The 22,566-nt window shown below is 70.8% G+C and carries 17 protein-coding genes; 12 read left to right on the top strand and 5 right to left on the bottom strand.

What is annotated here, in order from left to right; genetic code table 11:
• Positions 1-16 precede the first annotated feature (16 nt).
• Entirely contained in the window at positions 17-1,384 is a 1,368-nt protein-coding gene (locus HRJ34_RS19500; RefSeq protein WP_208632158.1) for a hypothetical protein, read from the top strand.
• A 30-nt stretch (positions 1,385-1,414) separates the two neighbouring features.
• Here HRJ34_RS19500 and HRJ34_RS19495 read toward each other — a convergent pair whose 3' ends face one another.
• Positions 1,415-2,197: a Rossmann-fold NAD(P)-binding domain-containing protein gene (locus HRJ34_RS19495; RefSeq protein ID WP_029995022.1), complete on the bottom strand. Its 783-nt coding sequence runs from the start codon at positions 2,195-2,197 to the stop codon at positions 1,415-1,417.
• Between the two features lie 71 nt (positions 2,198-2,268).
• On the opposite strand from HRJ34_RS19495, the gene pepN reads away from it, so the two are divergent.
• The 6 genes from pepN (at position 2,269) to HRJ34_RS19465 (ending at position 9,505) form a co-directional block, all read left to right on the top strand.
• Positions 2,269-4,866, top strand: a complete 2,598-nt coding sequence (gene pepN, locus HRJ34_RS19490; protein ID WP_208632157.1) for an aminopeptidase N — start codon at positions 2,269-2,271, stop codon at positions 4,864-4,866.
• A 153-nt stretch (positions 4,867-5,019) separates the two neighbouring features.
• Positions 5,020-6,081: a YjgN family protein gene (locus HRJ34_RS19485; RefSeq protein ID WP_012048962.1), complete on the top strand. Its 1,062-nt coding sequence runs from the start codon at positions 5,020-5,022 to the stop codon at positions 6,079-6,081.
• On the top strand, positions 6,065-7,129 hold the full coding sequence (locus HRJ34_RS19480) for a M48 family metallopeptidase (protein WP_226948860.1): 1,065 nt from the start codon (positions 6,065-6,067) through the stop codon (positions 7,127-7,129). Before HRJ34_RS19485 ends, HRJ34_RS19480 begins: the two co-directional genes overlap by 17 nt.
• A gap of 98 nt (positions 7,130-7,227) precedes the next feature.
• Positions 7,228-7,962: an alpha/beta hydrolase gene (locus HRJ34_RS19475; RefSeq protein ID WP_208632156.1), complete on the top strand. Its 735-nt coding sequence runs from the start codon at positions 7,228-7,230 to the stop codon at positions 7,960-7,962.
• Complete coding sequence (locus tag HRJ34_RS19470) at positions 7,962-8,723, top strand: hypothetical protein (RefSeq protein WP_208632155.1); 762 nt, start codon at positions 7,962-7,964, stop codon at positions 8,721-8,723. Before HRJ34_RS19475 ends, HRJ34_RS19470 begins: the two co-directional genes overlap by 1 nt.
• Before the next feature lie 56 nt (positions 8,724-8,779).
• Positions 8,780-9,505 carry a hypothetical protein gene (locus HRJ34_RS19465; RefSeq protein WP_012048966.1) on the top strand — a complete coding sequence of 242 codons (726 nt, stop codon included), beginning with the start codon at positions 8,780-8,782 and terminating at the stop codon, positions 9,503-9,505.
• A 153-nt stretch (positions 9,506-9,658) separates the two neighbouring features.
• Here the strand turns inward: HRJ34_RS19465 and HRJ34_RS19460 are convergent, their stop codons facing one another.
• Entirely contained in the window at positions 9,659-11,920 is a 2,262-nt protein-coding gene (locus HRJ34_RS19460) for an NADP-dependent malic enzyme (protein WP_016746661.1), read from the bottom strand.
• 145 nt (positions 11,921-12,065) lie between these two features.
• On the opposite strand from HRJ34_RS19460, the gene mutS reads away from it, so the two are divergent.
• The 3 genes from mutS (at position 12,066) to HRJ34_RS19445 (ending at position 16,390) form a co-directional block, all read left to right on the top strand.
• Positions 12,066-14,663 carry a DNA mismatch repair protein MutS gene (gene mutS, locus HRJ34_RS19455; protein WP_208632154.1) on the top strand — a complete coding sequence of 866 codons (2,598 nt, stop codon included), beginning with the start codon at positions 12,066-12,068 and terminating at the stop codon, positions 14,661-14,663.
• Positions 14,664-14,715: 52 nt separating this feature from the next.
• Positions 14,716-15,669, top strand: coding sequence for a class I SAM-dependent methyltransferase (locus tag HRJ34_RS19450; protein WP_208632153.1), 954 nt, complete (start codon positions 14,716-14,718; stop codon positions 15,667-15,669).
• 115 nt (positions 15,670-15,784) lie between these two features.
• Positions 15,785-16,390, top strand: a complete 606-nt coding sequence (locus HRJ34_RS19445) for a hypothetical protein (RefSeq protein ID WP_208632152.1) — start codon at positions 15,785-15,787, stop codon at positions 16,388-16,390.
• A 9-nt stretch (positions 16,391-16,399) separates the two neighbouring features.
• Here HRJ34_RS19445 and HRJ34_RS19440 read toward each other — a convergent pair whose 3' ends face one another.
• From HRJ34_RS19440 to HRJ34_RS19430, 3 genes are read right to left on the bottom strand one after another with little or no spacing between them, the layout of a single operon-like run.
• The gene (locus HRJ34_RS19440) at positions 16,400-17,392 is read right to left on the bottom strand and encodes a methyltransferase domain-containing protein (protein WP_208632151.1); all 993 of its coding nucleotides are present in this window, start codon (positions 17,390-17,392) and stop codon (positions 16,400-16,402) included.
• An 8-nt stretch (positions 17,393-17,400) separates the two neighbouring features.
• A complete protein-coding gene (locus tag HRJ34_RS19435) occupies positions 17,401-17,832 on the bottom strand; it encodes a PaaI family thioesterase (protein WP_208632150.1) in 432 nt (143 codons plus the stop codon).
• Positions 17,833-17,841: 9 nt separating this feature from the next.
• The gene (locus tag HRJ34_RS19430) at positions 17,842-19,203 is read right to left on the bottom strand and encodes an aminotransferase-like domain-containing protein (protein WP_012048971.1); all 1,362 of its coding nucleotides are present in this window, start codon (positions 19,201-19,203) and stop codon (positions 17,842-17,844) included.
• An 81-nt stretch (positions 19,204-19,284) separates the two neighbouring features.
• On the opposite strand from HRJ34_RS19430, the gene HRJ34_RS19425 reads away from it, so the two are divergent.
• Both HRJ34_RS19425 and HRJ34_RS19420 read left to right on the top strand, forming a co-directional pair.
• Positions 19,285-19,728, top strand: coding sequence for a DUF983 domain-containing protein (locus tag HRJ34_RS19425; RefSeq protein WP_016747417.1), 444 nt, complete (start codon positions 19,285-19,287; stop codon positions 19,726-19,728).
• 59 nt (positions 19,729-19,787) lie between these two features.
• The gene (locus HRJ34_RS19420) at positions 19,788-22,550 is read left to right on the top strand and encodes a [protein-PII] uridylyltransferase (RefSeq protein WP_029994455.1); all 2,763 of its coding nucleotides are present in this window, start codon (positions 19,788-19,790) and stop codon (positions 22,548-22,550) included.
• The last annotated feature ends 16 nt before the right edge of the window (positions 22,551-22,566 follow it).

Genomic DNA, 22,566 nt, shown 5'->3' with positions numbered 1-22,566 from the left:
GCGACGGCCGAGGTCGATGATCGAGCGCCGCCCCGGATCGTTCATCGCGGCGCTGTGCTTCCTGCTCGCCGTCGTCCAGCTCGCGGCGTTCCGCTGGGGGGTGATCACCCCCGACAGCGTCGTCCAGTACGGCCAGGCGATCAGCGGCAGCTACGACGACTGGCACCCGCCGATCACCGCCTGGCTCTGGCGCCAGCTCCTCCACGTCGCGCCGGGCGGCGCAGCCTTCCTGCTGCTCGACGTCGCGCTCTACTGGGGCGCGGCCGGGCTGCTCGCCGAGCTGTTGCGGCGGCGGCACGGCTGGGGCGCGGCGGCGCTGCCGATCCTGTTCGCGCTGGCGCCGATCCCGTTCGGGCAGGTCGGCGCGGTGCTCAAGGACCCGCTGATGGCCTGCCTGCTGCTGATGGCGGCGGTGCTGCTCGCCTGGCGCGAGGAGGGCGCGGCGCGGCGGGCGGGATGGATCGCGCTGCCGCTGGTCCTGCTGGCCGGCGCGATCCGCATCAACGGGCTGTTCGCGGCGCTGCCGCTGCTGATGCTGGCCGCGCCGCGGCGCTGGCTGCGGCGGCCGATGATTTTTGTAGCGACCGCTACAGGCGCGCTGGCGCTGCTGCTGACCGCGAGCTGGACGCTCAACGAGGCGATGCTGCGCCCGCATCATTCGCAGCCGATCCTGTCGCTGGTCAATTTCGACCTCGCCGGGATCGTCGCGCAGGGCGGGCCGAGCGGCTACCCCGGCCTCGACCCCGGCCGCGTCCGCGCGCTGGTCCGTCATTGCTACGACCCGCGCCTCTACGGCGCGCATGACGAGCCCGTCTGCGCCGCCGCCGGCGACGCGCTGTCGGCGCATGTCGCGCGCACCGGCGACAGCCCGGTCGGCATCTGGCTCAACGCGGTCATCCCCGCGCCCGGCGCCTATCTCCGCCACCGTCTCGCCCATCTCGACTGGAACTGGCGGCTGGCGGTGCCCGTCGTCCCCGACGACGCGGTCTACATGATGAGCGCGCCGAACCGCTTCGGGCTCGAATTCATTCCCGACACCGGCACCCATATCGTCGTCGACGCGGCGCGGGCGATGGCCGCCTCGCCGCTCGGCCGCCCGGCGAGCTGGCTCGCGGTCGCGCTCGGCCTGCTCGTCGTCGCGCCCGGGCTGCAGCGGCGGCGGATCGTCGTCGCGCTCGCCGCCTCGGCGCTGCTCTACGGCGGCGCCTATGCCGCGATCAGCGTCGCGCCCGACCTGCGCTACAATCTCTGGACGATGCTGGCCGGGATGGCGGGGCTCTGCTTCCTGCTCGCCGAGCGTCCCGCCTTGCCCTGGTGGCGCTGGGCGCTGGCGGGGGCGTCGCTGGTCGTCGTGACGGCGATCGAGATCGCGGCGATGGCCTGATCAGTGCGTCGCCCCGGCGACGGCTATTTCTCACCCCAGCAACGCCCGCAACCCCGCGCGATAGTCGGGATGGCGCGGGGTCCAGCCGAGCAGCCGCTTCGCCTTGCCGTTCGCCACGCGCCGGTTCTCGGCATAGAAGGCGCGCGCGGCGGGAGAGAGCCCGGCCCGGTCGAGCGGCAGCAGCGGCGGCGGCGCCATGCCGAGCAGGTCGCACGCCGCCTCGATCACCGCGTTCTGGCTCGCCGGCCGGTCGTCGGCGAGGTTGAACACGCCCGCCGGGCCGCGATCGATGCTCGCCAGCACCCCGCCGACGATGTCGTCGACATGGACGCGGCTGAACACCTGTCCGGGCAGGTCGACGCGATGCGCCTGTCCGCCGCGCACCCGGTCGAGCGGCGAGCGGCCGGGGCCGTAGATGCCGGGCAGGCGGAAGACGCGGACCTGCGGATGGAGCGCCTGCCAGGCCAGGTCGGCGGCGGCGCGGGCGGTGCGGCGGCCGGCGCCGACCGGCGCGGCCTCGTCGACCCAGGCGCCGCCGGTGTCGCCATAGACCCCCGACGAGGACAGATAGCCGATCCAGCGCACGCCCGATCGCGCGATCGCCGGGCCATGGCGGGCGAGCACCGGGTCCGCATCGCCGTCCGGCGGCACCGACGACAATATGTGCGTCGCGCGGTCGATCGCGGCGGCGACGCGCGCCTCGTCGGCGATCGTTGCACGGTCGATCGTTTCGACCGCGAATTCCCGCTCTTGCACCGCGTTCACGATATGCGATGCTGTGTAGCCGGGACCGAAGACCAGAAGGTGCGCCATGCGGCCGGTTTAGCCGCGACGGTCGCGACCGCCAGCATTGTTTGTGCTCATAAAAGGACTAGATCGAGGCCATGCTCGACGCCCAATCCGCCGCCGCCGCTCCGCCCGTCATCCGCCGCGAGGACTATCGCAAGCCCGACTGGCTGATGCCCGACGTGCATCTCGAATTCCGGCTCGATCCGGCGCGGACGCAGGTCGCCGGCCGGCTGGAGGTCACCCGCAACGGCGCGCACAACCGGCCGCTGCGGCTCAACGGCGACGGGCTGACCCCGCTCGCGGTGCTGATCGACGGGGAGCCGCAGGCCGATGCCTGGCGGATGGACGGGCCGGACCTGCTGGTCGACCTGCCCGGCGACGCGCATGTCGTCGAGACCCGGGTGGAGATCTCGCCCGAGGCCAATTCGCAGCTCATGGGCCTCTATGCCTCGGGCGGCAACCTGTGCACCCAATGCGAGCCCGAGGGCTTCCGCCGGATGGTCTTCTTCATCGACCGGCCCGACGTGCTGAGCCGCTACACGGTTCGGATGGAGGCCGACAAGGCGCGCTTCCCGGTGCTGCTGTCGAACGGCGACAGGACCGCGAGCGGCGATCTCGACGGCGGCCGCCACTTCGCCGAGTGGACCGATCCCTTCCCCAAGCCGAGCTATCTGTTCGCGCTGGTCGCGGCCGATCTCGCCGCCAATGTCGACAGCTTCACCACCAAGAGCGGCCGGCCGGTCAAGCTGGCGATCTGGGTGGTCGAGAAGGACCTGCCCAAGACCGAGCATGCGATGGCCGCGCTCAAGGCGTCGATGGCGTGGGACGAGAAGGTCTATGGCCGCGAATATGACCTGGGCGAGTTCAACATCGTCGCGGTCGCCGACTTCAATTTCGGCGCGATGGAGAACAAGAGCCTCAACATCTTCAACTCGCGCTACATCCTCGCCGATCCCGAGACGGCGACCGACATCGACTATGACGGCGTGTCCGGGGTGGTGGCGCACGAATATTTCCACAACTGGTCGGGCAACCGCGTCACCTGCCGCGACTGGTTCCAGCTCTCGCTGAAGGAGGGCTTCACCGTCTTCCGCGACCAGAGCTTCACCGCCGACCAGGGATCGGCCGCGGTCAAGCGGATCGAGGACGTCCGCCTGCTCCGCGCCGCGCAATTCCCCGAGGACGCCGGCCCGCTCGCCCATCCGATCCGGCCCGAAAGCTACATGGAGGTGTCGAATTTCTACACCGCCACCGTCTACAACAAGGGCGCGGAGATCATCCGCATGCTCCACACCATGCTGGGGCCGCAGAAATTCCGGGCCGGCTGCGACCTCTATTTCGCGCGCCACGACGGCACCGCCGCGACCTGCGAGGACTTCGTCGTCGCGATGGAGGATGCCTCCGACGTCGACCTGACACGCTTCCGCCTGTGGTATGCGCAGGCGGGCACGCCGCGCATCCGTGCCGCGCTGAGCCACGAACCGGCCGGCGCCCGCGCGCTGCTGACGCTCGAGCAGACGGTGCCACCGACTCCGGGCCAGCCCGAGAAGCAGCCGATGCCGGTGCCGCTGCGCATCGCCCTGTTCGGCGAGCGGTCGGGCCGCGCCTTCGAGGAGGAACGGCTCGTCGTCCTCGACGGCGAGCGCTGCGAGATATTGTTCGAGGGCATCGCCGAGCGGCCGGTGCTGTCGATCAACCGCGGCTTCTCCGCCCCCGTCATCATCGACGCGGCCCGATCGGCGGCCGACCTCGCCTTCCTGTCGGCGCACGACGACGATCCCTTCGCCCGCTACGAGGCGATGCAGCAGCTGATGGTCGACACGCTGGTCGGCGCGGTGTCGACCGGCCAGGCCGACCATGGCCCGGTGATCGAAGCGGTGCGCACCACGCTGACCGATCCCGCGCTCGATTCGGCCTTCATCGGCGAGACGATGCTGCTCCCGTCCGAGGCGTTCATCGGCGACCAGATGGCGGTGGTCGATCCGGTCGCGATCCACCGCGCCCGCGAGGCGCTGCGCCGCGATCTCGGCGGCCAGCTCGAAGGCGAGTGGCGCGACGCCTATGAGCGCAGCCGCGCCAACCGCTTCGAGCTGTCGCCGCAGGCGAAGGGGGCGCGGCGGCTGCGCACGATCGCGCTCGGCTTCATCATGGCGAGCGGGGCCGAGGACGCCGCCGGCATCGCGCTGCGCCAGTTCCACGAGGCCGACAACATGACCGACCGGCAGGGCGCGTTCGGGGTGCTGGCGAACAGCCTGGCGCCCGAGCGCGACGTGGCGATCGCGGCCTTCTACGATCGCTTCCGCGACAATGGGCTGGTGCTCGACAAATGGTTCTCGACCCAGGCCTTCTCGATCCGCCCCGACACGCTCGACCGGGTCGAGGAGCTGTCGCGCCATCCCGACTTCACCCTGGCCAATCCGAACCGGCTGCGCTCGCTGGTCGGCGCGATGTCGGGCAACCAGCTCGTCTTCCACGAGGCGGGCGGGCGCGGCTACCGCTTCCTCACGGACATGCTGCTCGAGGTCGACGGCCTCAACCCGCAGACCGCCGCCAAGCTCGTCCCCCCGCTCGGCCGCTGGCGCCGCTTCGACGAGGGCCGCGCCGCGCTGATGAAGGCGGAGCTGCAGCGCATGCTCGACACGCCGGGCCTGTCGAAGGACGTGTTCGAGCAGGTGTCGAAGAGCCTGGCCTGAGGTCCAGGACCTCCTCGTCATTCCCGCGAAAGCGGGAATGACGCTGGGAAGGGAAGGAAGAGACGGCACTCCCCCGTCCGCATCGGACCAATAAGCGCTTGACGCGGGCGGCCCGCCATAGTCCGATCGGCCTGGGTTCATTGGGGGAACGGCATGTCGGACGATCAGGCGGGCAGCGCATTCCGGTTCAACGGCAACTGGCGCGAATTCGCGCCGATCGCCTTCACCAACCTGCTGCTGATGATCGTCACCCTCGGCATCTACCGCTTCTGGGCGAAGACGCGCGAGCGCCGCTATCTGTGGAGCCGCAGCGACTTCATAGGCGATCCGCTCGAATGGACCGGCACCGGGCTCGAGCTGTTCATCGGCTTCCTGCTCGTCGCGCTGCTGCTGTTCGTGCCGATCATCGTCCTCCAGTTCGTCGTGCAGGGCCTCGCGATGCGCGGCCAGGTCGGGCTCGCCGGGCTGCTGATGCTGATCGCCTATGCGGGCCTGATCTATCTCTACGGGCTCGCCCGCTACCGCGCGACGCGCTACCGGCTGAGCCGCACCTTCTGGCGCGGCATCCGCGGCGGCAGCGACGACCGGGGCTGGGGCTATGCGCTCACCGCGATGTGGAAGACGGCGGTCGGCGCCTTCGTCTTCGGCTTCATGATCCCCTGGTCGATGACCAGCCTGTGGAACGACCGCTGGAACCGGCTGAGCTTCGGCAACCAGGACTTCACCGCCACCGCCGACTGGCGCCCGATCATCGGCCGCTTCCTGCTGTTCTACCTGCTGCCGATCGCCGGCTGCATCGGCGGGGCCAGCCTGCTGCTCGGCAGCTTCGACCCGTCCAGGCCGCCCAACCCGGCGATCTTCGGCGCGGTCCTGATCGGCGCCTTCGCCGTCTATTTCGCGATCGGGATCGTCGCGATCGTCTATTACGCCGCCTTCCTGCGCGAGGCGATCGGCGCGCTCGCGCTCAACCGGCTCCAGTTCGCCTTCACCGCGCGGACGATGGACTGGATCAAGCTGATCCTCGGCCATATCGGCCTGGTCGTCGTCACCCTCGGCATCGGGTTGATCTTCATCGGCTATCGCAACTGGTCCTTCTTCATCCGCCATATGGAGGCGAGCGGCGAGATCGACCTCGCCGGGCTGACCCAGTCGACCACCGAGGAACCACGCCAGGGCGAGGGGCTGCTGGACGCGTTCGATGTCGGAGCCTTCTGAACCGCAATCGGATCGCGCTCCGGCCTGGCTCCATGACGGCCAGTCCGCCATCCGCCATGACGTGCTCGTCGCGCTGTCGGGCGACCGGCTGCTGATCGACGGCTTCGATCCGGTGCCGCTCGACGCGCTGCGGCGGATCGACGCGCGCGGGCTCCAGTTCGGCCGCAGCGACATGACCGGCTGGCGGCTCGGCTTCGACATCGCGCCGCCCGAAGCGCTGCTGCGCCGGCTTCCCGCCGCCGGCCGCTATGGCGGGCCGATCGACCGGATCGGCCTGTGGGGCGCGGCGGCGATCGCGCTGTGCCTGTCGGCGCTCGTCATCCTCGGCACGATCCAGGGGCTCGACCTGCTCGCGCGCATGATCCCCTATCGCTGGGAACAGCGGCTCGGCGACGCGATCAGCGGCGATTTCGGCGCCCGCGCCTGCCGCGCGCCCGCGGGACAGGCGGCGCTCGACGACCTGGCGCGGCGGCTGTCGTCCGCCGACCGGCCGGTCCGCGTCGGCGTGGTCGACATCCCCGTCGTCAACGCGGTCGCGTTGCCCGGCGGCCGCATCCTGATCTTCCGCGGGCTGATCGATGCGGCGCGGTCGCCCGACGAGGTGGCGGGGGTGCTGGCGCACGAGATCGGGCATGTCGAGCATCGCCACGTGCTGGTCGCACTGCTCCGCCGCTTCGGCATCGGCCTGCTGGTCGGATCGGGCGGGACCGCCGCCGACTATGGCCAGGCACTGCTCGAATCGCGCTACAGCCGGGCGGCCGAGAGCGAGGCCGACGCCAGCTCGATCGAGCATCTCGTCCATGCCGGGATCAGCCCGACGCCGACCGCCCGGCTGTTCGACCGGCTCGGCCGCGACGAGGCGGCGATGCCGAAGCTGTTCGTCTACATGGCCAGCCACCCGCCCTCGGCCGAGCGCCGCGCGCGGTTCGACGCGGCGGCGAAGCGGGTGCCGCACCCCCGGCCGTCGCTCGACCCGGCCAGCTGGGCGGCAGTGCGCGCGATGTGCGGCAAGACGAAGCCCGGCGGCGAGTTCGAGCTTCGATTCTGACGCCCGCCGGGCTAGACCTTGAAGAGAGCCTGATCCACGTCATCGGCGGAAGCGCAAAGCGCTTCCACCTCAAACGATCAGGCTCTAAGCCCGGGCCCATGACCGCCTATCTCACCCGGCCCGACCAGCCCGCGCTCGCCTATCGCTATCGCCCCGGACGCGGGCCGACGATCGTCTTCCTGCCCGGCTACCGTTCCGACATGGAGGGCGAGAAGGCGACCGCGCTCGACGCCTGGGCGGGGCGCGAGGGGCGGGCGATGCTGCGGCTCGACTATTCGGGCTGCGGCGCGAGCGAGGGCGCGTTCGAGGATTTCACCCTGGCCGACTGGCGCGACGACGTGCTGGCGATGATCGGCGCCTTCGCGCCCGCCGGGCCGCTGATCCTGGTCGGATCGTCGATGGGCGGCTGGCTGGCGCTGCTCGTCGCGCTGGCGCTGCCGGGGCGGGTGCAGGCGATCGTCGGCATCGCCGCCGCGCCCGACTTCACCGACTGGGGCTTCTCCGCCGACGTCGTCGAGCTGCTCCGCCGCGAGGGACGGATCGCAGAGCCGAACGACTATTCGGACGAGCCCTATGTCACCACGCTCGGCTTCTGGGAATCCGGGCAGGCGAACCTGCTGCTCGACGGCGCGATCGGCTTCGACGGGCCGGTGCGGCTGCTTCATGGCGAGCGCGACGACACGGTGCCAGTGTCGATCGCGCTGCGGCTGGGCAGGGCGCTCCGTTCAGGCGACGTGCAGACGATCCTGATCAAGGAAGGCGACCACCGCCTGTCGCGGCCGGGCGACATCGCCCTGCTGATCGCGACGGTGGCCCGCCTGATGGAGCCCTGATGCTGTCGCTGCTCATTGCCGCTGCCGTCGCCGCGGCGCCCCCCGCCGCCCCGCCGAACCAGGAAGCGCACAGCGTGCGCGGCCGCAAATGCACGGCGCTGGCCGACAGCAACCCGACCGCCGCGATCGACGAGGCGCAGGCCTGGGCCGCGGCCGGCGGCGGCATGGCCGCGCGCCAGTGCCTTGGCATCGCCCAGTCGACGCTGGAACAATGGCCGGCGGCGGCCGCGACCTTCGAAGGCGCCGCCAAGGACGCCCAGATCGCGACGGACCCGATGGCGGTGGTGCTGTGGATGCAGGCGGGCAACGCCGCGCTGGCCGGCGACGACCCGGCCCGCGCCCGCGCCGCCTTCGATCGCGCGCTGGCGCTGCCCGGCCTATCCGACGAGATGAAGGGCGAGGTCCATCTCGACCGCGCCCGCGCCGGCGTCGCCGTCAACGACCTGCCCGGCGCCAAGGGCGACCTGGCCGAGGCGACCCGGCTGGTGCCGCGCGACGCGCTCGGCTGGCTGCTCAGCGCCAACCTCGCGCGGCGGATGAAGGACCTGCCGCTCGCCTTCAGCGCGATCCGCCAGGCGGCGGCGCTGTCGCCCGACGATCCCTCGATCGCCTATGAGGCCGGCAACATCGCGGCCGCCTCGGGCAACATGGCCGATGCCAAGGCCGCCTGGACCCGCGCCGCGACCGCCGCGCCCGACAGCAATGCCGGCAAGGCGGCGGCGCTGGCGCTGAAGGGCGGGGAGGCGGCGTCTCCGCAATAGCTTCCGCCGCGCCCGATCAGGCTCTAAGCAGGGCGCAGGCAGACAGGGAGTGGCGGATGCGGCGGATAGTGGCAGCGGCGATCGGGACGGCGATGCTGTTCGGCGCGGGGGCGGCGCAGGCCGGGCTGCGCGCCGTCTATATCGACGTGCGCGAGGCCAAGCAGCTCCAGATCGACGTCCATGACAATGGCGACGCCCGCATCGCCGAGGTCGGCAGCGAGGATTACGGCCTGCTGATCGGCGGCGAATTCTACATCGTCGACATCGAGGGCAAGAAGGCGACGGTGGCCCGGCTCAAGGACGTCGCGACCGCGATCGACCGGGTGCTGCCGCCGATCTTCAAGGGCCTGTTCGACCAGGCCGCCGAGGCGCGGCCCAAGGTCGCGCTGACGATCGAGCCCGGCGAGCCGGGCAGCGCGGGCGGGCGCGAGGGGCGCGTCTATCATGTGAAGGGGTTGGACAGCAGCAAGCCCGACAAGCCCGCCGATTACCTGATCAGCAGCGATCCCGACCTCAAGCCGGTCGGCGCCGCGCTCGAGCAGTTCATGAACGCCGCGATCGTCCCCTCCGCGCCGCTGATCGGATCGATGGCGACCGAGATGATCGGCGAGACGCGGACGATCTTCGCGCTCGGCACGCCGATCGACGTCGACGGCCGCTTCCGCCTCAACCTCGCCAGCAAGGCCGCCTTCCCGTCCGCCTATTTCCGCCTCCCCGCCCAGCCGCAGAGCGTCGACGCGCTGGTGCTGTCGATGAAGGCGTCGATGGAGAAGGGGGAATAGCTCCCCCTCCCTTTCAAGGGAGGGGGCAGGGGGTGGGTGCGAGCGCAGCGAGCATCCTCGCCCGTCGCGCGGAACTCCGTAGAGGGGCATCGAGCCCCTCTACTCCGTACCCCACCCTTTAATCCCTCCCCTGGAGGGGAGGGAGAGTTCTACTTAATGCGCAATCCCCGCGGCGGCGAGGAGGGCGAGGGTCATGATCTCGGCGGCGTTCGAGGACATCGTCGCGATCTGGACCGGCTTCTCCATGCCGACCAGCATCGGCCCGATCATCGATCCGCGGCCCAGCTCGCGCAGCAGCTTGGCCGAGATGTTGGCCGACTGCAGCCCCGGCATGACCAGGACGTTGGCCGGCGCCGACAGCCGGTTGAACGGATAGAGCTTCATGATCGACGGATTGAGCGCCGCGTCGGGCGCCATCTCGCCCTCATATTCGAAGCTGACGCCGCGCGCGTCGAGCTCGCTCACCGCGCCGCGCACCGTCTCCAGCCAGTTGCCCGACGGGTTGCCGAAGGTCGAATAGCTGAGGAAGGCGACGCGCGGCTCATGGCCCATGCGGCGGGCGACCGCGGCGGTCGCCTCGGCGATGTCGGCCAGCTCGGTCGCCGAGGGGCGCTCGGTGACGGTCGTGTCGGCGATGAACGTGGTGTTGTTCTGGCCGACGAACAGGTGGATGCCGAGCGGCTTCTTGCCCTCGACCGGGTCGAGCACGCGGCGGATCGGGCGGAAGGTCTGGCTGTAGGTGCGGGTGGTGCCGGTCACCATCGCGTCGGCCTCGCCCAGCGCGAGCAGCAGCGCGCCGAAGATGTTGCGATCCTGGTTGACCATCGCCTGCACCTCGCGGCGCAGCGTGCCGCGGCGCTTGAGCCGGTCGTAGAGATAGTCGACCATCCGCTCGATCAGCGGCGAGTTGCGGCTGTTGTGCAGCTCATAGGTCTCGGGGTCCTCGACCCCCAGCTCGCGCAGCTTGTCGGGCACGTCGTCGCGGCCGACCAGCACCGGCGTGCCATAGCCGAGATTCTTGAACTGGATCGCGGCGCGCAGCACCACCTCCTCCTCGGCCTCGGCGAAGACGACGCGCTTGGGGTGGGCGCGCGCGGTCTCGGACGCGAGGGTCAGGACCGAGGTGGTCGGGTTGAGTCGCGCCTTCAGGCTGTCCTTGTAGGCGGCCATGTCGAGGATCGGCTTGCGGGCGACGCCGGTGTCCATCGCCGCCTGGGCGACGGCGGCGGGCACCACCTCCATCAGCCGCGGATCGAACGGCGCCGGGATGATATAGTCGCGGCCGAAGCGCGGCGCGGCGCCGCCATAGGCGGCGGCGACCTCCTCGGGCACCTGTTCGCGCGCCAGTTCGGCCAGCGCCTGGGCGGCGGCGATCTTCATCTCCTGGTTGATCCCCGTCGCGCGCACGTCGAGCGCGCCGCGGAAGATGAAGGGGAAGCCGAGCACGTTGTTGACCTGGTTCGGATAGTCCGACCGGCCGGTCGCGACGATCGCGTCGGCGCGCACCGCCTTGGCGTCGGGCGGCAGGATCTCCGGATCGGGATTGGCCATCGCGAAGATGATCGGGTGCGGCGCCATCGTCTTGACCATGTCGGGGGTCAGCGCGCCCTTGACCGACAGGCCCAGGAACACGTCGGCGCCCTCGACCGCCTCGGCCAGGGTGCGCTTGGTCGTGGGGGTGGCGTGGGCCGACTTCCACTGGTTCATGCCCTCGGTGCGGCCCTGGTAGACGACGCCCTTGGAATCGCACAGCAGCACCTTGTCGGGCGACACGCCGACCGACTTGATCAGCTCGGTGCAGGCGATCGCCGCCGCGCCGGCGCCGTTGACGACGACGGTCATGTCCTTGAGCGCGCGTTTCGTCAGGTGCGCGGCGTTGATCAGGCCGGCGGCGGCGATGATCGCGGTGCCGTGCTGGTCGTCATGCATCACCGGGATGTTCATGCGCTCCTTGAGCGCCTGTTCGATGATGAAGCACTCCGGGGCCTTGATGTCCTCGAGGTTGATGCCGCCGAACGAGGGTTCGAGCAGCGCCACCGCGTTGATGAACGCCTCCGGGTCCTCGGTGGCGAGCTCGAGGTCGATCGAGTCGACGTCGGCGAAGCGCTTGAACAGCACCGCCTTGCCCTCCATCACCGGCTTCGACGCGAGCGCGCCGAGATTGCCGAGCCCGAGGATGGCGGTGCCGTTCGAGATGACCGCGACGAGATTGCCCTTGGCGGTATAGTCGTAGGCGGTGTCGGGATCGGCGGCGATCGCCTTCACCGGAACCGCGACGCCGGGCGAATAGGCAAGGCTCAGGTCGCGCTGCGTCGCCATCGGCTTCGACGCGACGATCTCGATCTTCCCCGGCCGGCCGGTCGAATGGAAGAACAGCGCCTCCCGGTCGGAAAATTGCACCTTGCTGTCGCTCATGGAACGGCCCCCCTCGACGCCTTGTCAGATGTTTGCCCGCCTCGCTTTTGGGGCATGGCCCGGGAGTCCACAAGTCGCTATCAGCGTCCGGATGGCGCAAACCGCAAAAAAGGATATGGCCCCGCCGGCCTCGGCTCCCACCCCGATGATGGCGCAATATCTGGCGCTGAAGGCGGCGGCCGAGGACTGCCTGCTCTTCTATCGGATGGGCGACTTCTTCGAGCTGTTCTTCGACGATGCGAAGACGGCCTCCGCCTGCCTCGACATCGCCCTGACCGCGCGCGGCGAGCATGACGGGCAGCCGATCCCGATGTGCGGCGTCCCCGCCCATTCGGCGGAGGGCTATCTCGCCCGGCTGATCAAGGCCGGCCACCGCGTCGCGATCGCCGACCAGACCGAGAGCCCGGCCGAGGCGAAGAAGCGCGCCGGCTCCAAGGCGCTGGTCGGCCGCGCGATCGTCCGCGTCGTCACCGCGGGGACGCTGACCGAGGAGGCGCTGCTCGATTCGCGCGCCGCCAACTGGCTGGTCGCGGTGGCGGGCGCGGGGCAGGGCTCGGACCGCCGGATCGGCATCGCCGCCGCCGACATCTCGACCGGCCGGTTCGAGATCGCCGGGCTGATCCCCTCCGCGCTCGACGCCGAACTGGCCCGGCTCGACGCCGCCGAGATCGTCGTCCCCGAGGATTTCGAGGAGCCGCCCGCCGACGCGGTCGCCTGGCCGCGCGAGCATTTCGAGTCGGTGCGCGGCGAGGAGCGGCTCAAGCGGCTGCTCGGCGTCGCGACGCTCGACGGCTTCGGCGCCTTCACCCGCGCCGAGCTGGCCGCGGCGGGCGCGCTGATCGCCTATCTGGAGCGCGCCGGCCAGGGCAGCCTGCCCTTCCTGCAGCCGCCCCGCCGCCGCGTCGTCGCCGATCACATGATGATCGACGCGGCGACCCGCGAGAGCCTGGAGATCACGCTGAGCCAGGCCGGCGTCCGCAAGGGCAGCCTGCTCGACGCGGTCGACCGCACCGTGACCGGCGCGGGCGCGCGGTTGCTCGGCGCCGACCTGTCGGCCCCGCTGACCGACGTCGGCGCGATCGAGGCGCGGCTCGACCTCGTCGCGCTGTTCGAGGGCGACGGCGCGCTGCGCGAGCGGCTGCGCGGCGCGCTCCGGGCGCTGCCCGACGTCGGCCGCGCGCTCGGCCGGCTCGTCGCCCGGCGCGGCAGCCCGCGCGACCTCGGCCAGCTCCGCGACGGGCTCGACCAGGCGCGGCTGCTCCACGAACTGCTCGGCCGCGCCGCGCCGATGCCGGCGCTGCTCGCCGGGCTGCTGCCGCAGCTCGTCGGCCATGACGAGCTCGTCGACCTGCTCCGCCGCGCGCTGGTCGCCACGCCGCCGATCGACGCGGCGCAAGGCGGCTATATCGCCGAGGGCTACGACCCGGCGCTCGACGCGCTGCGCGGCCAGGGCGGCGAGGGGCGCAAGGCGATCGCCGCATTGGAGGCGCGCTACCGCGCCGAAACCAGCATCCCGTCGCTCAAGATCAAGCATAATGGCGTGCTCGGCTATCATATCGAGGTGCAGGCCAAGCATGCCGACCCGCTGATGACGGCGGATTCGGGCTTCACCCATCGCCAGACGCTGGCCGGGGTGGTGCGCTTCAACGCGCCCGACCTGCACGAGCAGGCGATGCGGGTCGGCCAGTCGGGCGAGCATGCGCTGGCCGCCGAGGCCGCGCACCTAGAGGAGCTGATGGCCGCCGCGCTCGGCCGCACCGCCGAGATCGCCGCGACCGCCGACGCGCTCGCCCGGCTCGACGTCGCGGCGGCGCTCGCCGAGCGCGCCGCCGAGGGTGGCTGGACCCGCCCGCATTTCGAGCCGCACAGCTGCTTCGACGTGATCGGCGGCCGCCATCCGGTGGTCGAGGCGGCGGTGGCAGCGCAGGGCGCGCGCTTCGTCGCCAATGACTGCCGGCTGTCGGATCAGGAGCGGCTGTGGCTCGTCACCGGTCCGAACATGGGCGGCAAGTCGACCTTCCTGCGCCAGAACGCGGCGATCGCGATCCTCGCCCAGGCGGGCAGCCCGGTGCCGGCGGCGAGCGCGCGGCTCGGCATCGTCGACCGGCTGTTCAGCCGGGTCGGCGCGTCGGACAACCTGGCGCGCGGGCGATCGACCTTCATGGTCGAGATGGTCGAGACCGCGGCGATCCTGGCGCAGGCGACCGAGCGCAGCTTCGTCATCCTCGACGAGGTCGGGCGCGGCACCTCGACCTATGACGGCCTCGCCATCGCCTGGGCGGTGGTCGAGGCGGTGCACGACATCAACCGCTGCCGCTGCCTGTTCGCGACCCATTATCACGAGCTGACCCGGCTGGCCGAGCGGCTCGACGCGCTATCGCTCCACCATGTCCGCGCGCGCGAGTGGAAGGGCGAACTGGTGCTGCTGCACGAGCTGGCCGACGGCCCGGCCGACCGCAGCTACGGCATCGCCGTCGCCAAGCTGGCGGGGTTGTCGCCGCCGGTGCTGGCCCGCGCCCGCGACGTGCTCAAGAAGCTCGAGGCCGGACGCGCCGCGACCGGCGGGCTCGCCGCCGGGCTCGACGACCTGCCGCTGTTCGCCGCCGCCGCGCAGGTCGAGGAGGCCGCGCCCGATCCGCTGCGCCACGAGATCGAGACGATCGACGTCGACTCGCTTTCCCCGCGCGAGGCGCTCGACATCCTCTACCGGCTCAAGACGCTGGCGCGGGAAGCGGCGGAATAGCCATCATGCCCTCATCGATTCGACGGGACGACGGAACGGGTAAGGCACGGCCATGACGGATGAGAAGCTGGCCAAAGCGGCCGAATTCTGGTCGAACGTCAAGCCGGCCGCACCTCGGACCCATTGGTGGCAACACCCGGAGATCGTCCGCCATATCAACCGGCTCGTCTGCGGACAGGCGCTCGATGGGCAGGCTGCAGGGTTCCAGCAGCTACTCAAGGACAGGATGCCGCAAGGCGGATTCCGACGCGCCGTTTCGGTCGGAAGCGGGGTCGCGGCGAAGGAGATCGCGTTGCTCGTCGACGGCGTCGTCCAGGCCTTCGACTTGTTCGAGATCAGCGAAGAGCGTCTGCGCGCCAGCAAGCGGCTGGCCCGCCGGAACGGCGTGTTCGAACGCATCCGTTTCCATTGCGCCAACGCCTTCGAGACTCCCTTGGCCGAAAGATACGACCTGGTCCATTGGAACAGCTCGCTGCACCACATGTTCGACGCGCACGAAGCGGTTTCCTGGAGCTATCGCAACCTGAAGCCCGGCGGCTGCTTCGCCATGGAAGATTTCGTCGGCCCGGCCCGTTTCCAGTGGACCGATGAGGAATTGGAAATCGCGACCAGGATCAGGAGCCTTCTTCCCGATCGCCTGATGCGGACACCCGGCGATCCCTCGCAATCGCTCGATCGCACGGCCCGGCGGCCGGATCGCGAGATGATGATCCAGGCGGATCCGTCCGAAGCCGCCGACAGCGCGAACATCCTCGGCGCGATCGAAGAGGTCTTCCCCAACGCCGGGATCATTCTGACCGGCGGGATCGTCTACAGCCTCGCGCTGGACGGCCTCCTCGCCAATTTCGACGACGGGGAGGATGCCGCGCTGATGCAGTCGTTGCTGCTGCTCGACGAGACCCTGGCGAAGCTCGGCCACACCCATCACGCCGTCGCGATCGCGGTGAAGGAGTCTTCGCGCCGGCCCTGCTCCCTGGCCTCGCTCTGGAAACGGCTGCGGGGCTGACGCCGGAAGGCCGCCCGCCGACCGTTCGTCAAACGGAGTCGCCGCTCCGTCGAAAGCCGATTGAGCCTCGCGCCGCCTCCGCCGAACCTCCCGCCCACGTCATAAGGAGGAAGAGATGGACCAGCGGATATCGGGGAAGAAAGGATTCATGCTGGGAGCGACGCTCGGCGCGCTTCTCGTCGGCGGCACCGTCGCGGCGATCGCGGCGGCGCCGACCGCGCCCTATACCGCCCCGGTTCCGGGAGCGCCCGAGGTTCCGCCGCCGCCGGCCGTCCCGCCGGTTCCGCCCGTGCCGCCGGCCCCGGCGATGGCGGCGATTCCGCCGGTGCCCCCGGTCCCGCCCGGCGAGAGCGTCGTCATCCGCCACGGCCGGCTGAGCGAGGCCGACCGCGCCGAGATCCGCGCCGCCGCCGAGGAGGCGCGCGCCGAGGCGCGCGAGGCCCGTCGCGAGGCGCTGGCCGAGGCCGAGGAAGCGCGGCGCGAAGCCGCCGAGGCCCGCCGCGAAGCGCTGGCCGACGCGGCCGAGGCCCGGCGCGCCGCGTTCGAGGCGACGGCGCCGATCCGCAGCGGCGAGGTCCGCGCCGCGCTGGTCAGCGCCCGTGCGTCGGTCGCCGGCGCGCGGGGCATGCACGAGGCCGACCGCCGGACGGCGCTCGACAGCATCGACCGGGCGCTGTCGAACCTCGACCGCGACGGCGGCCGGGGACCGACCCTGCAATAAGACCGAGGATCACCGCCGCCGGGCGACCAGCGTGTTCCCGGCGGCATAGGTTTCCCGGACGGCGGGTGGCGTCGCGGCGTTGACCCGCTTCCAGAAGGGCGATCGCGGCTCCAGCGCCAGCAGCTCGTCGACCGTCCTGCCGCGCAGCTCGTCACGTACCGCGTCGTCGGTGAGCCCGTCGACCCAGCCGCGCAGCATCCAGCGCAGCGTGCGCTCGGGTGTCTGATTGGGCCGCGTATCGAGATCGAGGATCTCGAACCCCTCGTCGAACATGCGGCGCACGCCTTCGCGGGTCGCGTTGTAATAATGGGACGGGTAGCCGTGGACCGGCTGAAGGAAAGGCCAGTCGACGAACAGCAACCCGCCGGGCTTGAGCATGCGCCGGAATTCGGCTGCGGCGATCCAGGGTTCGGTGACATGTTCGAGCACCGCGAAGCAGCCGATGCCGTCGACCGAAGCATCGGCGATCGGATAGGTGCAGGAGGGCGCCATCACCAGATCGGCCGAGCGCGACGGATAGACTTCGACATAGAGGCAGTTGCCGAACATGTCGGGGCGCAACCCGCAGCCGATGTCGAGATAGAGCCGGTCGGGATGCGCGGCGATCTCCGCGTCATAATCGCTCAAGCCGCCATGCGCCGATTCCCCGTCATAATCGGACAGGCTGTGCGCGGGCCCGCCATAGCCGATCGGGAAGGCATCCTCCCCATCCAGAAAGGAGAAACCGCCACCTGCGCCACGCGCGGCATCGAAGATCGTGGCGAAGCGCGCATATTTGGCGCGGCGGCGATCCCGCAGCGTCGCGTGGAAGCCGGCCGAGAGCTGGCGGCGGCCTTCACCCATTCCATGCGCTTCGAGGTGAAAGCGGGGATCGCCGCCCTGCCGCACCCAGGCGGCTATGTCGGGATTGGCGAGCAGGTAGCGGTCCGCATCGAAATTGGTGGTGGTCGCGATTTCCAGTTCGAGCGCGGGGTCGTCGAGCGGCGACAACGGATGGCGCATCGCCACGCTCACGGCAGCGTATAGCCCACGGTCGCCTGCGCGATCAGCCGCTCCTCGCTGTCCTGCCACAGCCGCACGTCGATCGTGGCCAGCCGCCGGCCGAGCTTGAGCAGCCGCGCATCGGCGATCACCTCCGCCACCGGACAGCCGCGCAGGAAGGAGATGGTCAGGTTGTGCGTCACCGCCATCGCGACCGGCCCGACATGGGCGAGCACCACCGCCCAGGCGGCGACATCGACCAGTCCCATCAATGTCGGGCCAGAAACGATATTGCCCGGCCGGACCATGTCCTCGTCGGGATCGAGCCGCAGCCGGGCATGGCCGGGCGCGATCGACACGAGATCACCCAGTGCGGGACGGGCCCTGGCCGGGAAGGAGCGGTCGATGAAGGCCGCGAGATCGTCGCGGTCGAACCGGAGCGGGGGGAAGGGGGAGGTCATGGTCCGCTCCTAGCGGGCCGGCGCCGCGCCGACCAGCGCGCGCAATCCCTCGAATGCCCGCGCCAGGCGTTCATGGCCGATCGCCCCGCCGATCGAGATGCGCACCGCGCGCTCGGCCGCCGCCGGATCGACCGCGAAGCGCTCGCCGGGGACGATCGACAGGCCGAGCGGGCTCAGCCGCGACGCCAGCTCGGCGGGCGCGGGGGCGGTCTCGGCCAGCCGCAGCCAGATATGATAGCCCTCGGGATGGGCGGCATGGTCGAGCCCGGCGAGCAGCGGGGCGACCAGCCGCTGGCGCACCACCCCCTCGGCGCGGACCCGCGCGACGAGATCGGCGAACACCCCTTCGCGCAGCCAATGGGTGACGAGCGCGGCGTTGAGCGGCGGCGCCATCACCGAGGTCTCGCTGATGTCGCCGACCAGCCGCCGCGCCGCCGCCGCCGAAGGCGCACGGACATGCGCGACGCGGAGCACCGGCGAGACGATCTTGGCGACGCTCGCGACATGCCAGCTCCGTTCCGGCGCGAAGGCGGCGAGCGGCGGCAGCGGCCGGGCGGGAAGCTGGCCATAGGCGTCGTCCTCGACCAGGGTCAGGCCGTGGCGGCGGATGATCGCCGCCAGCCACAGTCGCCGTTCGAGGTCGAGCGTCGCCGTGGTCGGATTGTCGTTGGTCGGCACGACATAGACCGCCTTGGCGCCCGCCAGCGCCGCCGCCTGGACCGCGTCGGGATCGAGCCCCTCGCCGTCGCCGGGGATCGCGCGCACCGTCAGGCCGAAGCGGCGGGCGAGCGCGAGCAACCCCGGATAGGTCGATCGACCGGCGCAGATCACATCGCCAGGCGCGAACATCGTGCCGATGATCGCGTGGAGCGCGTTCTGCCCGCCCGCGGTGACGATCGCCTGGTCCTCGGCGGTCGCCATGCCGCGCGCGGCGAGCGCCTGCGCCGCCTCCTGCCGGTCGCGCAGCGCGCCGCCGCTCGGCTGGTACTGGAGCAGCGGCGACTGCCCCCCGGCGCGGAGCAGCTTCGCCATGCCGTCGCGCATCGCCTGGCCGAGCAGCGCGAAGCCCGGCTGGGGCGGCATGATCATCCCCGAATCGGCGGTCAGGTCGGCGAGCGGCAGCCCGGCGGCGTTGCGGACATAGGAGCCGAGCCGCCCCGCGCCCTCGATCAGCCCGGCGTCGCGGGCGAGGCCATAGGCGCGGGTCACGGTGGTCAGGTCGACGCCCAGTTCGGCCGCCAGTTCGCGCTGCGGCGGCAACCGCTCGCCGGGGCGCAGCGCGCCGGTCCGCACCGCATGGTCGATCGCGTCGGCGATGGCGAGATATTTGGGACCGCTACGGTCGGCGAGATGGTCGAGCCAGCTTTGCATGGAGGGGGCCGGGCATTATGTATGGTTGTATCAGCCATACAAACTTCTATCTCGCAGACAAGACATTCGCAGGAGTTCGACATGGTCGATCAAGCCGCCGAAAAGGAATGGCCGAAGCTGGAGCCGATCCGCACCGGCCTGCGCGGCCGCTGCCCGCGCTGCGGCGAGGGGCGGCTGTTCCAGGGTTTCCTCAAGCTCGCCGACGGCTGCGACCAGTGCGGGCTCAGCTACGACTTCGCCGATCCCGCCGACGGCCCCGCCTTCTTCGTGATCTGCTTCGGCTGCGTCCCCGCCGTCACCTTCGCGCTGATGCTGGAGATCTGGACCAGCGCCTCGCTGCTGACCCAGCTCCTCGTCACCGGGCCGATGCTGATCGCCACCTGCGTGCTGCCGCTGCGCCCGCTCAAGGGCTGGCTGGTGTGCAGCCAGTTCTTCTTCAAGGCGGGCGAGGGCCGGATCAGCCGCCCATGGAGCCCCTATGGGGCGGGCGGGCCGCAGGTGCAGCCGCCCAAGCGGCGCTGGTAAGCGCGCTTCTCCACGCGGGGACGCTTCCACCCCGGCCCGTCACGCCTTATGTGGCGGATATGGCCACCAAGTTCGACCTGCTGCCGCAGCGGCGCGCGATCATCGACCGGCGCGAGGTCGCCGATACGCTGGCCGAGCTGCTGCCCGGCAGCAGCGACACCGCGGCACTGCGCGCGGGCGCGACCGCGACCCTCAAGGCGGTGCTCGACGCGGGCCGCTGCGAGATCGCCCGCCGCCTCGCCGAGCAGCCGACCCGCGGGTCCGAGACGGCGGCGGCCTATGCCTTCCTGACCGACCAGATATTGCGGCTGATCTTCGACTTCACGGTCGAGCGGCTCTACCCGATCAACAATCCGTCCGCCGCCGAGCGGCTGAGCCTGGTCGCGGTCGGCGGCTATGGACGCGGCGAGATGGCGCTCCATTCGGACGTCGACATCGCCTTCCTCACCCCGTGGAAGCAGACGAGCTGGTCCGAGCAGGTCATCGAATCGATGCTCTATTCGATGTGGGACCTGGGGCTGAAGGTCGGCCATTCGAGCCGCTCGCTCGACGACATGATCCGCATGGCGAAGGGCGACCTCACCATCCGCACCGCCCTGCTCGAGGGCCGCTTCGTGTGGGGCGACGCGGCGCTGTACGACGAGGCGAGCGCGCTGTTCCGCCGCGACGTGCTGACCGGCACCGCGCGCACCTTCGTCACCGAGAAGCTGGCCGAGCGCAACGAGCGCCACAAGCGGATGGGCGACAGCCGCTATGTCGTCGAGCCCAACCTGAAGGAGGGCAAGGGCGGCCTGCGCGACCTGCACACGCTGTTCTGGATCGGCAAATATGTCTACCAGGTGCTGTCGGTGCCCGAACTGGTCGACAAGGGGCTGCTGACCCGGGCCGAGCTGCGCCAGTTCCAGAAGGCCGAGAATTTCCTGTGGGCGGTGCGCTGCCACCTGCACATCGTCGCAGGCCGGCCCGAGGACCGGCTGACCTTCGACGTCCAGCCCGAGATCGCCCGGCGGATGCGCTATGCCGAGCGGCCCGGCAAGTCGGCGGTCGAGCGCTTCATGCAGCATTATTTCCTGATGGCGAAGCGGGTCGGCGACCTGACCGCGATCTTCCTGGCGCATATCGACGAGACCTTCGCCGCGCGCGGCCGCCGCTTCGGCCTGCCCAGCCTGCGCCGCCGGCCGTCGAAGCTCGACGGCTTCGTGCTCGATCGCGGCCGGCTCGCCATCCCGTCGGACGATTTCTTCGCGCAGGACCCGGTGCGGCTGGTCCAGATGTTCGCGATCGCCGACCGCCACGGGCTGGAGATCCATCCGCTGGCGATGCGCGCGGCCGGGCGCGACGCGAAGCTGATCGACAATGGCGTGCGCCGCGATCCGCGCGCCAACGCCTTGTTCATGGACGTGCTGACATCGCACAACACCCCCGACAAGGTGCTGCGCTGGATGAACGAGGCGGGGGTGTTCGGCCGCTTCGTTCCCGATTTCGGCCGGGTCGTCGCGCAGATGCAGTTCGACATGTACCATCACTATACAGTCGACGAGCATTCGATCCGGGCGATCGGCCTGCTCAGCCAGATCGAGAAGGGCGAGCTGCGCGAGGACCATCCGCTCGCCTCGAAGATCCTGCCCGGGCTGGTGCAGCGGCGCGTCCTCTATGTCGCAGTGCTGCTCCACGACATCGCCAAGGGGCGCGGCGGCGACCATAGCGTGCTGGGCGCCGAGGTGGCCGAGCGGCTGTGCCCGCGCTTCGGCCTGAGCCCGGCCGAGACCGAGACGGTCGCCTGGCTGGTCCGCTACCACCTCGTCATGTCGGACACCGCGTTCAAGCGCGACCTGTCCGACTTCAAGACGATCCTCGACTTCGCCGAGCGGGTGCAGAGCCCCGAGCGGCTCCGCCTGCTGCTGTGCCTGACGATCGTCGACATCCGCGCGGTCGGCCCCGCCGTGTGGAACGGCTGGAAGCGCCAGCTGCTCGGCGACATCTACGAGGCGGCGGAGGAGGTGCTGCGGCTCGGCCACAAGCAGACCGGCCGGCGCGAGCGGATCGGCGCCAAGCAGGCCCAGCTCCGCGACCGGCTCGGCTGGGACGAGGATCGCTTCGCCCGCTACGCCGCCCGCCTGCCCGAAGCCTATTGGGTCGCAGAGAGCGTCGCCATCCTCGAACGCAACGCCCAGCTGATCGAGGCGGCCGACGCCGACGGCAAGCCGCTGTCGATCTCCGCCTCGCCCGATCCCGATCGCGGCGCGACGCTGGTCAGCATCTATGCGGGCGACCATCCCGGCCTGTTCTATCGCATCGCCGGGGCGATCCACCTGGCCGGCGCCAGCGTGATCGACGCGCGCATCCACACCACGCGCGACGGCATGGCGATCGACAACCTGCTGGTGCAGGACCCGTTCGGCCAGCCGTTCGAGGGCGACGACCGGATGCGGCGGCTGAGCGTCGCGATCGAGGACGCGCTCGCCAACCGCAGCCGGATGGCCGACAAGCTGCTCGCCAAGCCGCTCGCCCGCCCTCGCGCCGACGCCTTCTCGATCGAGCCCGCCGCGCTGATCGATAACCGCGCGTCGAACCGCTACACGGTGATCGAGGTCAACGCCCGCGACCGGCCGGCGCTGCTCTACGCGCTGGCGCACGCGCTGTTCCAGGCGAAGGTGATGATCCATTCGGCGCATATCGCCACCTATGGCGAGCGCGCGGTCGACGTCTTCTACGTGGCCGACCTGACCGGCGACAAGATCACCAGCGCCGCCCGGCTCAAGACGCTCGAACGGCTGGTCCTCGACGCGGCGGCGGGCGCCCCGGCGCGCAAGGCGGCCTGACGCTCCGCGAAGAGGA

Origin of the sequence: Rhizorhabdus wittichii (assembly GCF_017607425.1) — a bacterium.
Taxonomy (GTDB): Bacteria; Pseudomonadota; Alphaproteobacteria; order Sphingomonadales; family Sphingomonadaceae; genus Rhizorhabdus; species Rhizorhabdus wittichii.
Note: the sequence above shows the minus strand (reverse complement) of the source record. Positions and strands in the feature narration are given on the sequence as shown.

Excerpts from the sequence above, each read along its gene's own strand:
- HRJ34_RS19500 (WP_208632158.1), top strand. The coding sequence starts at position 17 with ATGATCGAGCGCCGCCCCGGATCGTTCATCGCGGCGCTGTGCTTCCTG.
- HRJ34_RS19495 (WP_029995022.1), bottom strand. The coding sequence starts at position 2,197 with ATGGCGCACCTTCTGGTCTTCGGTCCCGGCTACACAGCATCGCATATC.
- pepN (WP_208632157.1), top strand. The coding sequence starts at position 2,269 with ATGCTCGACGCCCAATCCGCCGCCGCCGCTCCGCCCGTCATCCGCCGC.
- HRJ34_RS19485 (WP_012048962.1), top strand. The coding sequence starts at position 5,020 with ATGTCGGACGATCAGGCGGGCAGCGCATTCCGGTTCAACGGCAACTGG.
- HRJ34_RS19480 (WP_226948860.1), top strand. The coding sequence starts at position 6,065 with ATGTCGGAGCCTTCTGAACCGCAATCGGATCGCGCTCCGGCCTGGCTC.
- HRJ34_RS19475 (WP_208632156.1), top strand. The coding sequence starts at position 7,228 with ATGACCGCCTATCTCACCCGGCCCGACCAGCCCGCGCTCGCCTATCGC.
- HRJ34_RS19470 (WP_208632155.1), top strand. The coding sequence starts at position 7,962 with ATGCTGTCGCTGCTCATTGCCGCTGCCGTCGCCGCGGCGCCCCCCGCC.
- HRJ34_RS19465 (WP_012048966.1), top strand. The coding sequence starts at position 8,780 with ATGCGGCGGATAGTGGCAGCGGCGATCGGGACGGCGATGCTGTTCGGC.
- HRJ34_RS19460 (WP_016746661.1), bottom strand. The coding sequence starts at position 11,920 with ATGAGCGACAGCAAGGTGCAATTTTCCGACCGGGAGGCGCTGTTCTTC.
- mutS (WP_208632154.1), top strand. The coding sequence starts at position 12,066 with ATGATGGCGCAATATCTGGCGCTGAAGGCGGCGGCCGAGGACTGCCTG.
- HRJ34_RS19450 (WP_208632153.1), top strand. The coding sequence starts at position 14,716 with ATGACGGATGAGAAGCTGGCCAAAGCGGCCGAATTCTGGTCGAACGTC.
- HRJ34_RS19445 (WP_208632152.1), top strand. The coding sequence starts at position 15,785 with ATGGACCAGCGGATATCGGGGAAGAAAGGATTCATGCTGGGAGCGACG.
- HRJ34_RS19440 (WP_208632151.1), bottom strand. The coding sequence starts at position 17,392 with ATGCGCCATCCGTTGTCGCCGCTCGACGACCCCGCGCTCGAACTGGAA.
- HRJ34_RS19435 (WP_208632150.1), bottom strand. The coding sequence starts at position 17,832 with ATGACCTCCCCCTTCCCCCCGCTCCGGTTCGACCGCGACGATCTCGCG.
- HRJ34_RS19430 (WP_012048971.1), bottom strand. The coding sequence starts at position 19,203 with ATGCAAAGCTGGCTCGACCATCTCGCCGACCGTAGCGGTCCCAAATAT.
- HRJ34_RS19425 (WP_016747417.1), top strand. The coding sequence starts at position 19,285 with ATGGTCGATCAAGCCGCCGAAAAGGAATGGCCGAAGCTGGAGCCGATC.
- HRJ34_RS19420 (WP_029994455.1), top strand. The coding sequence starts at position 19,788 with ATGGCCACCAAGTTCGACCTGCTGCCGCAGCGGCGCGCGATCATCGAC.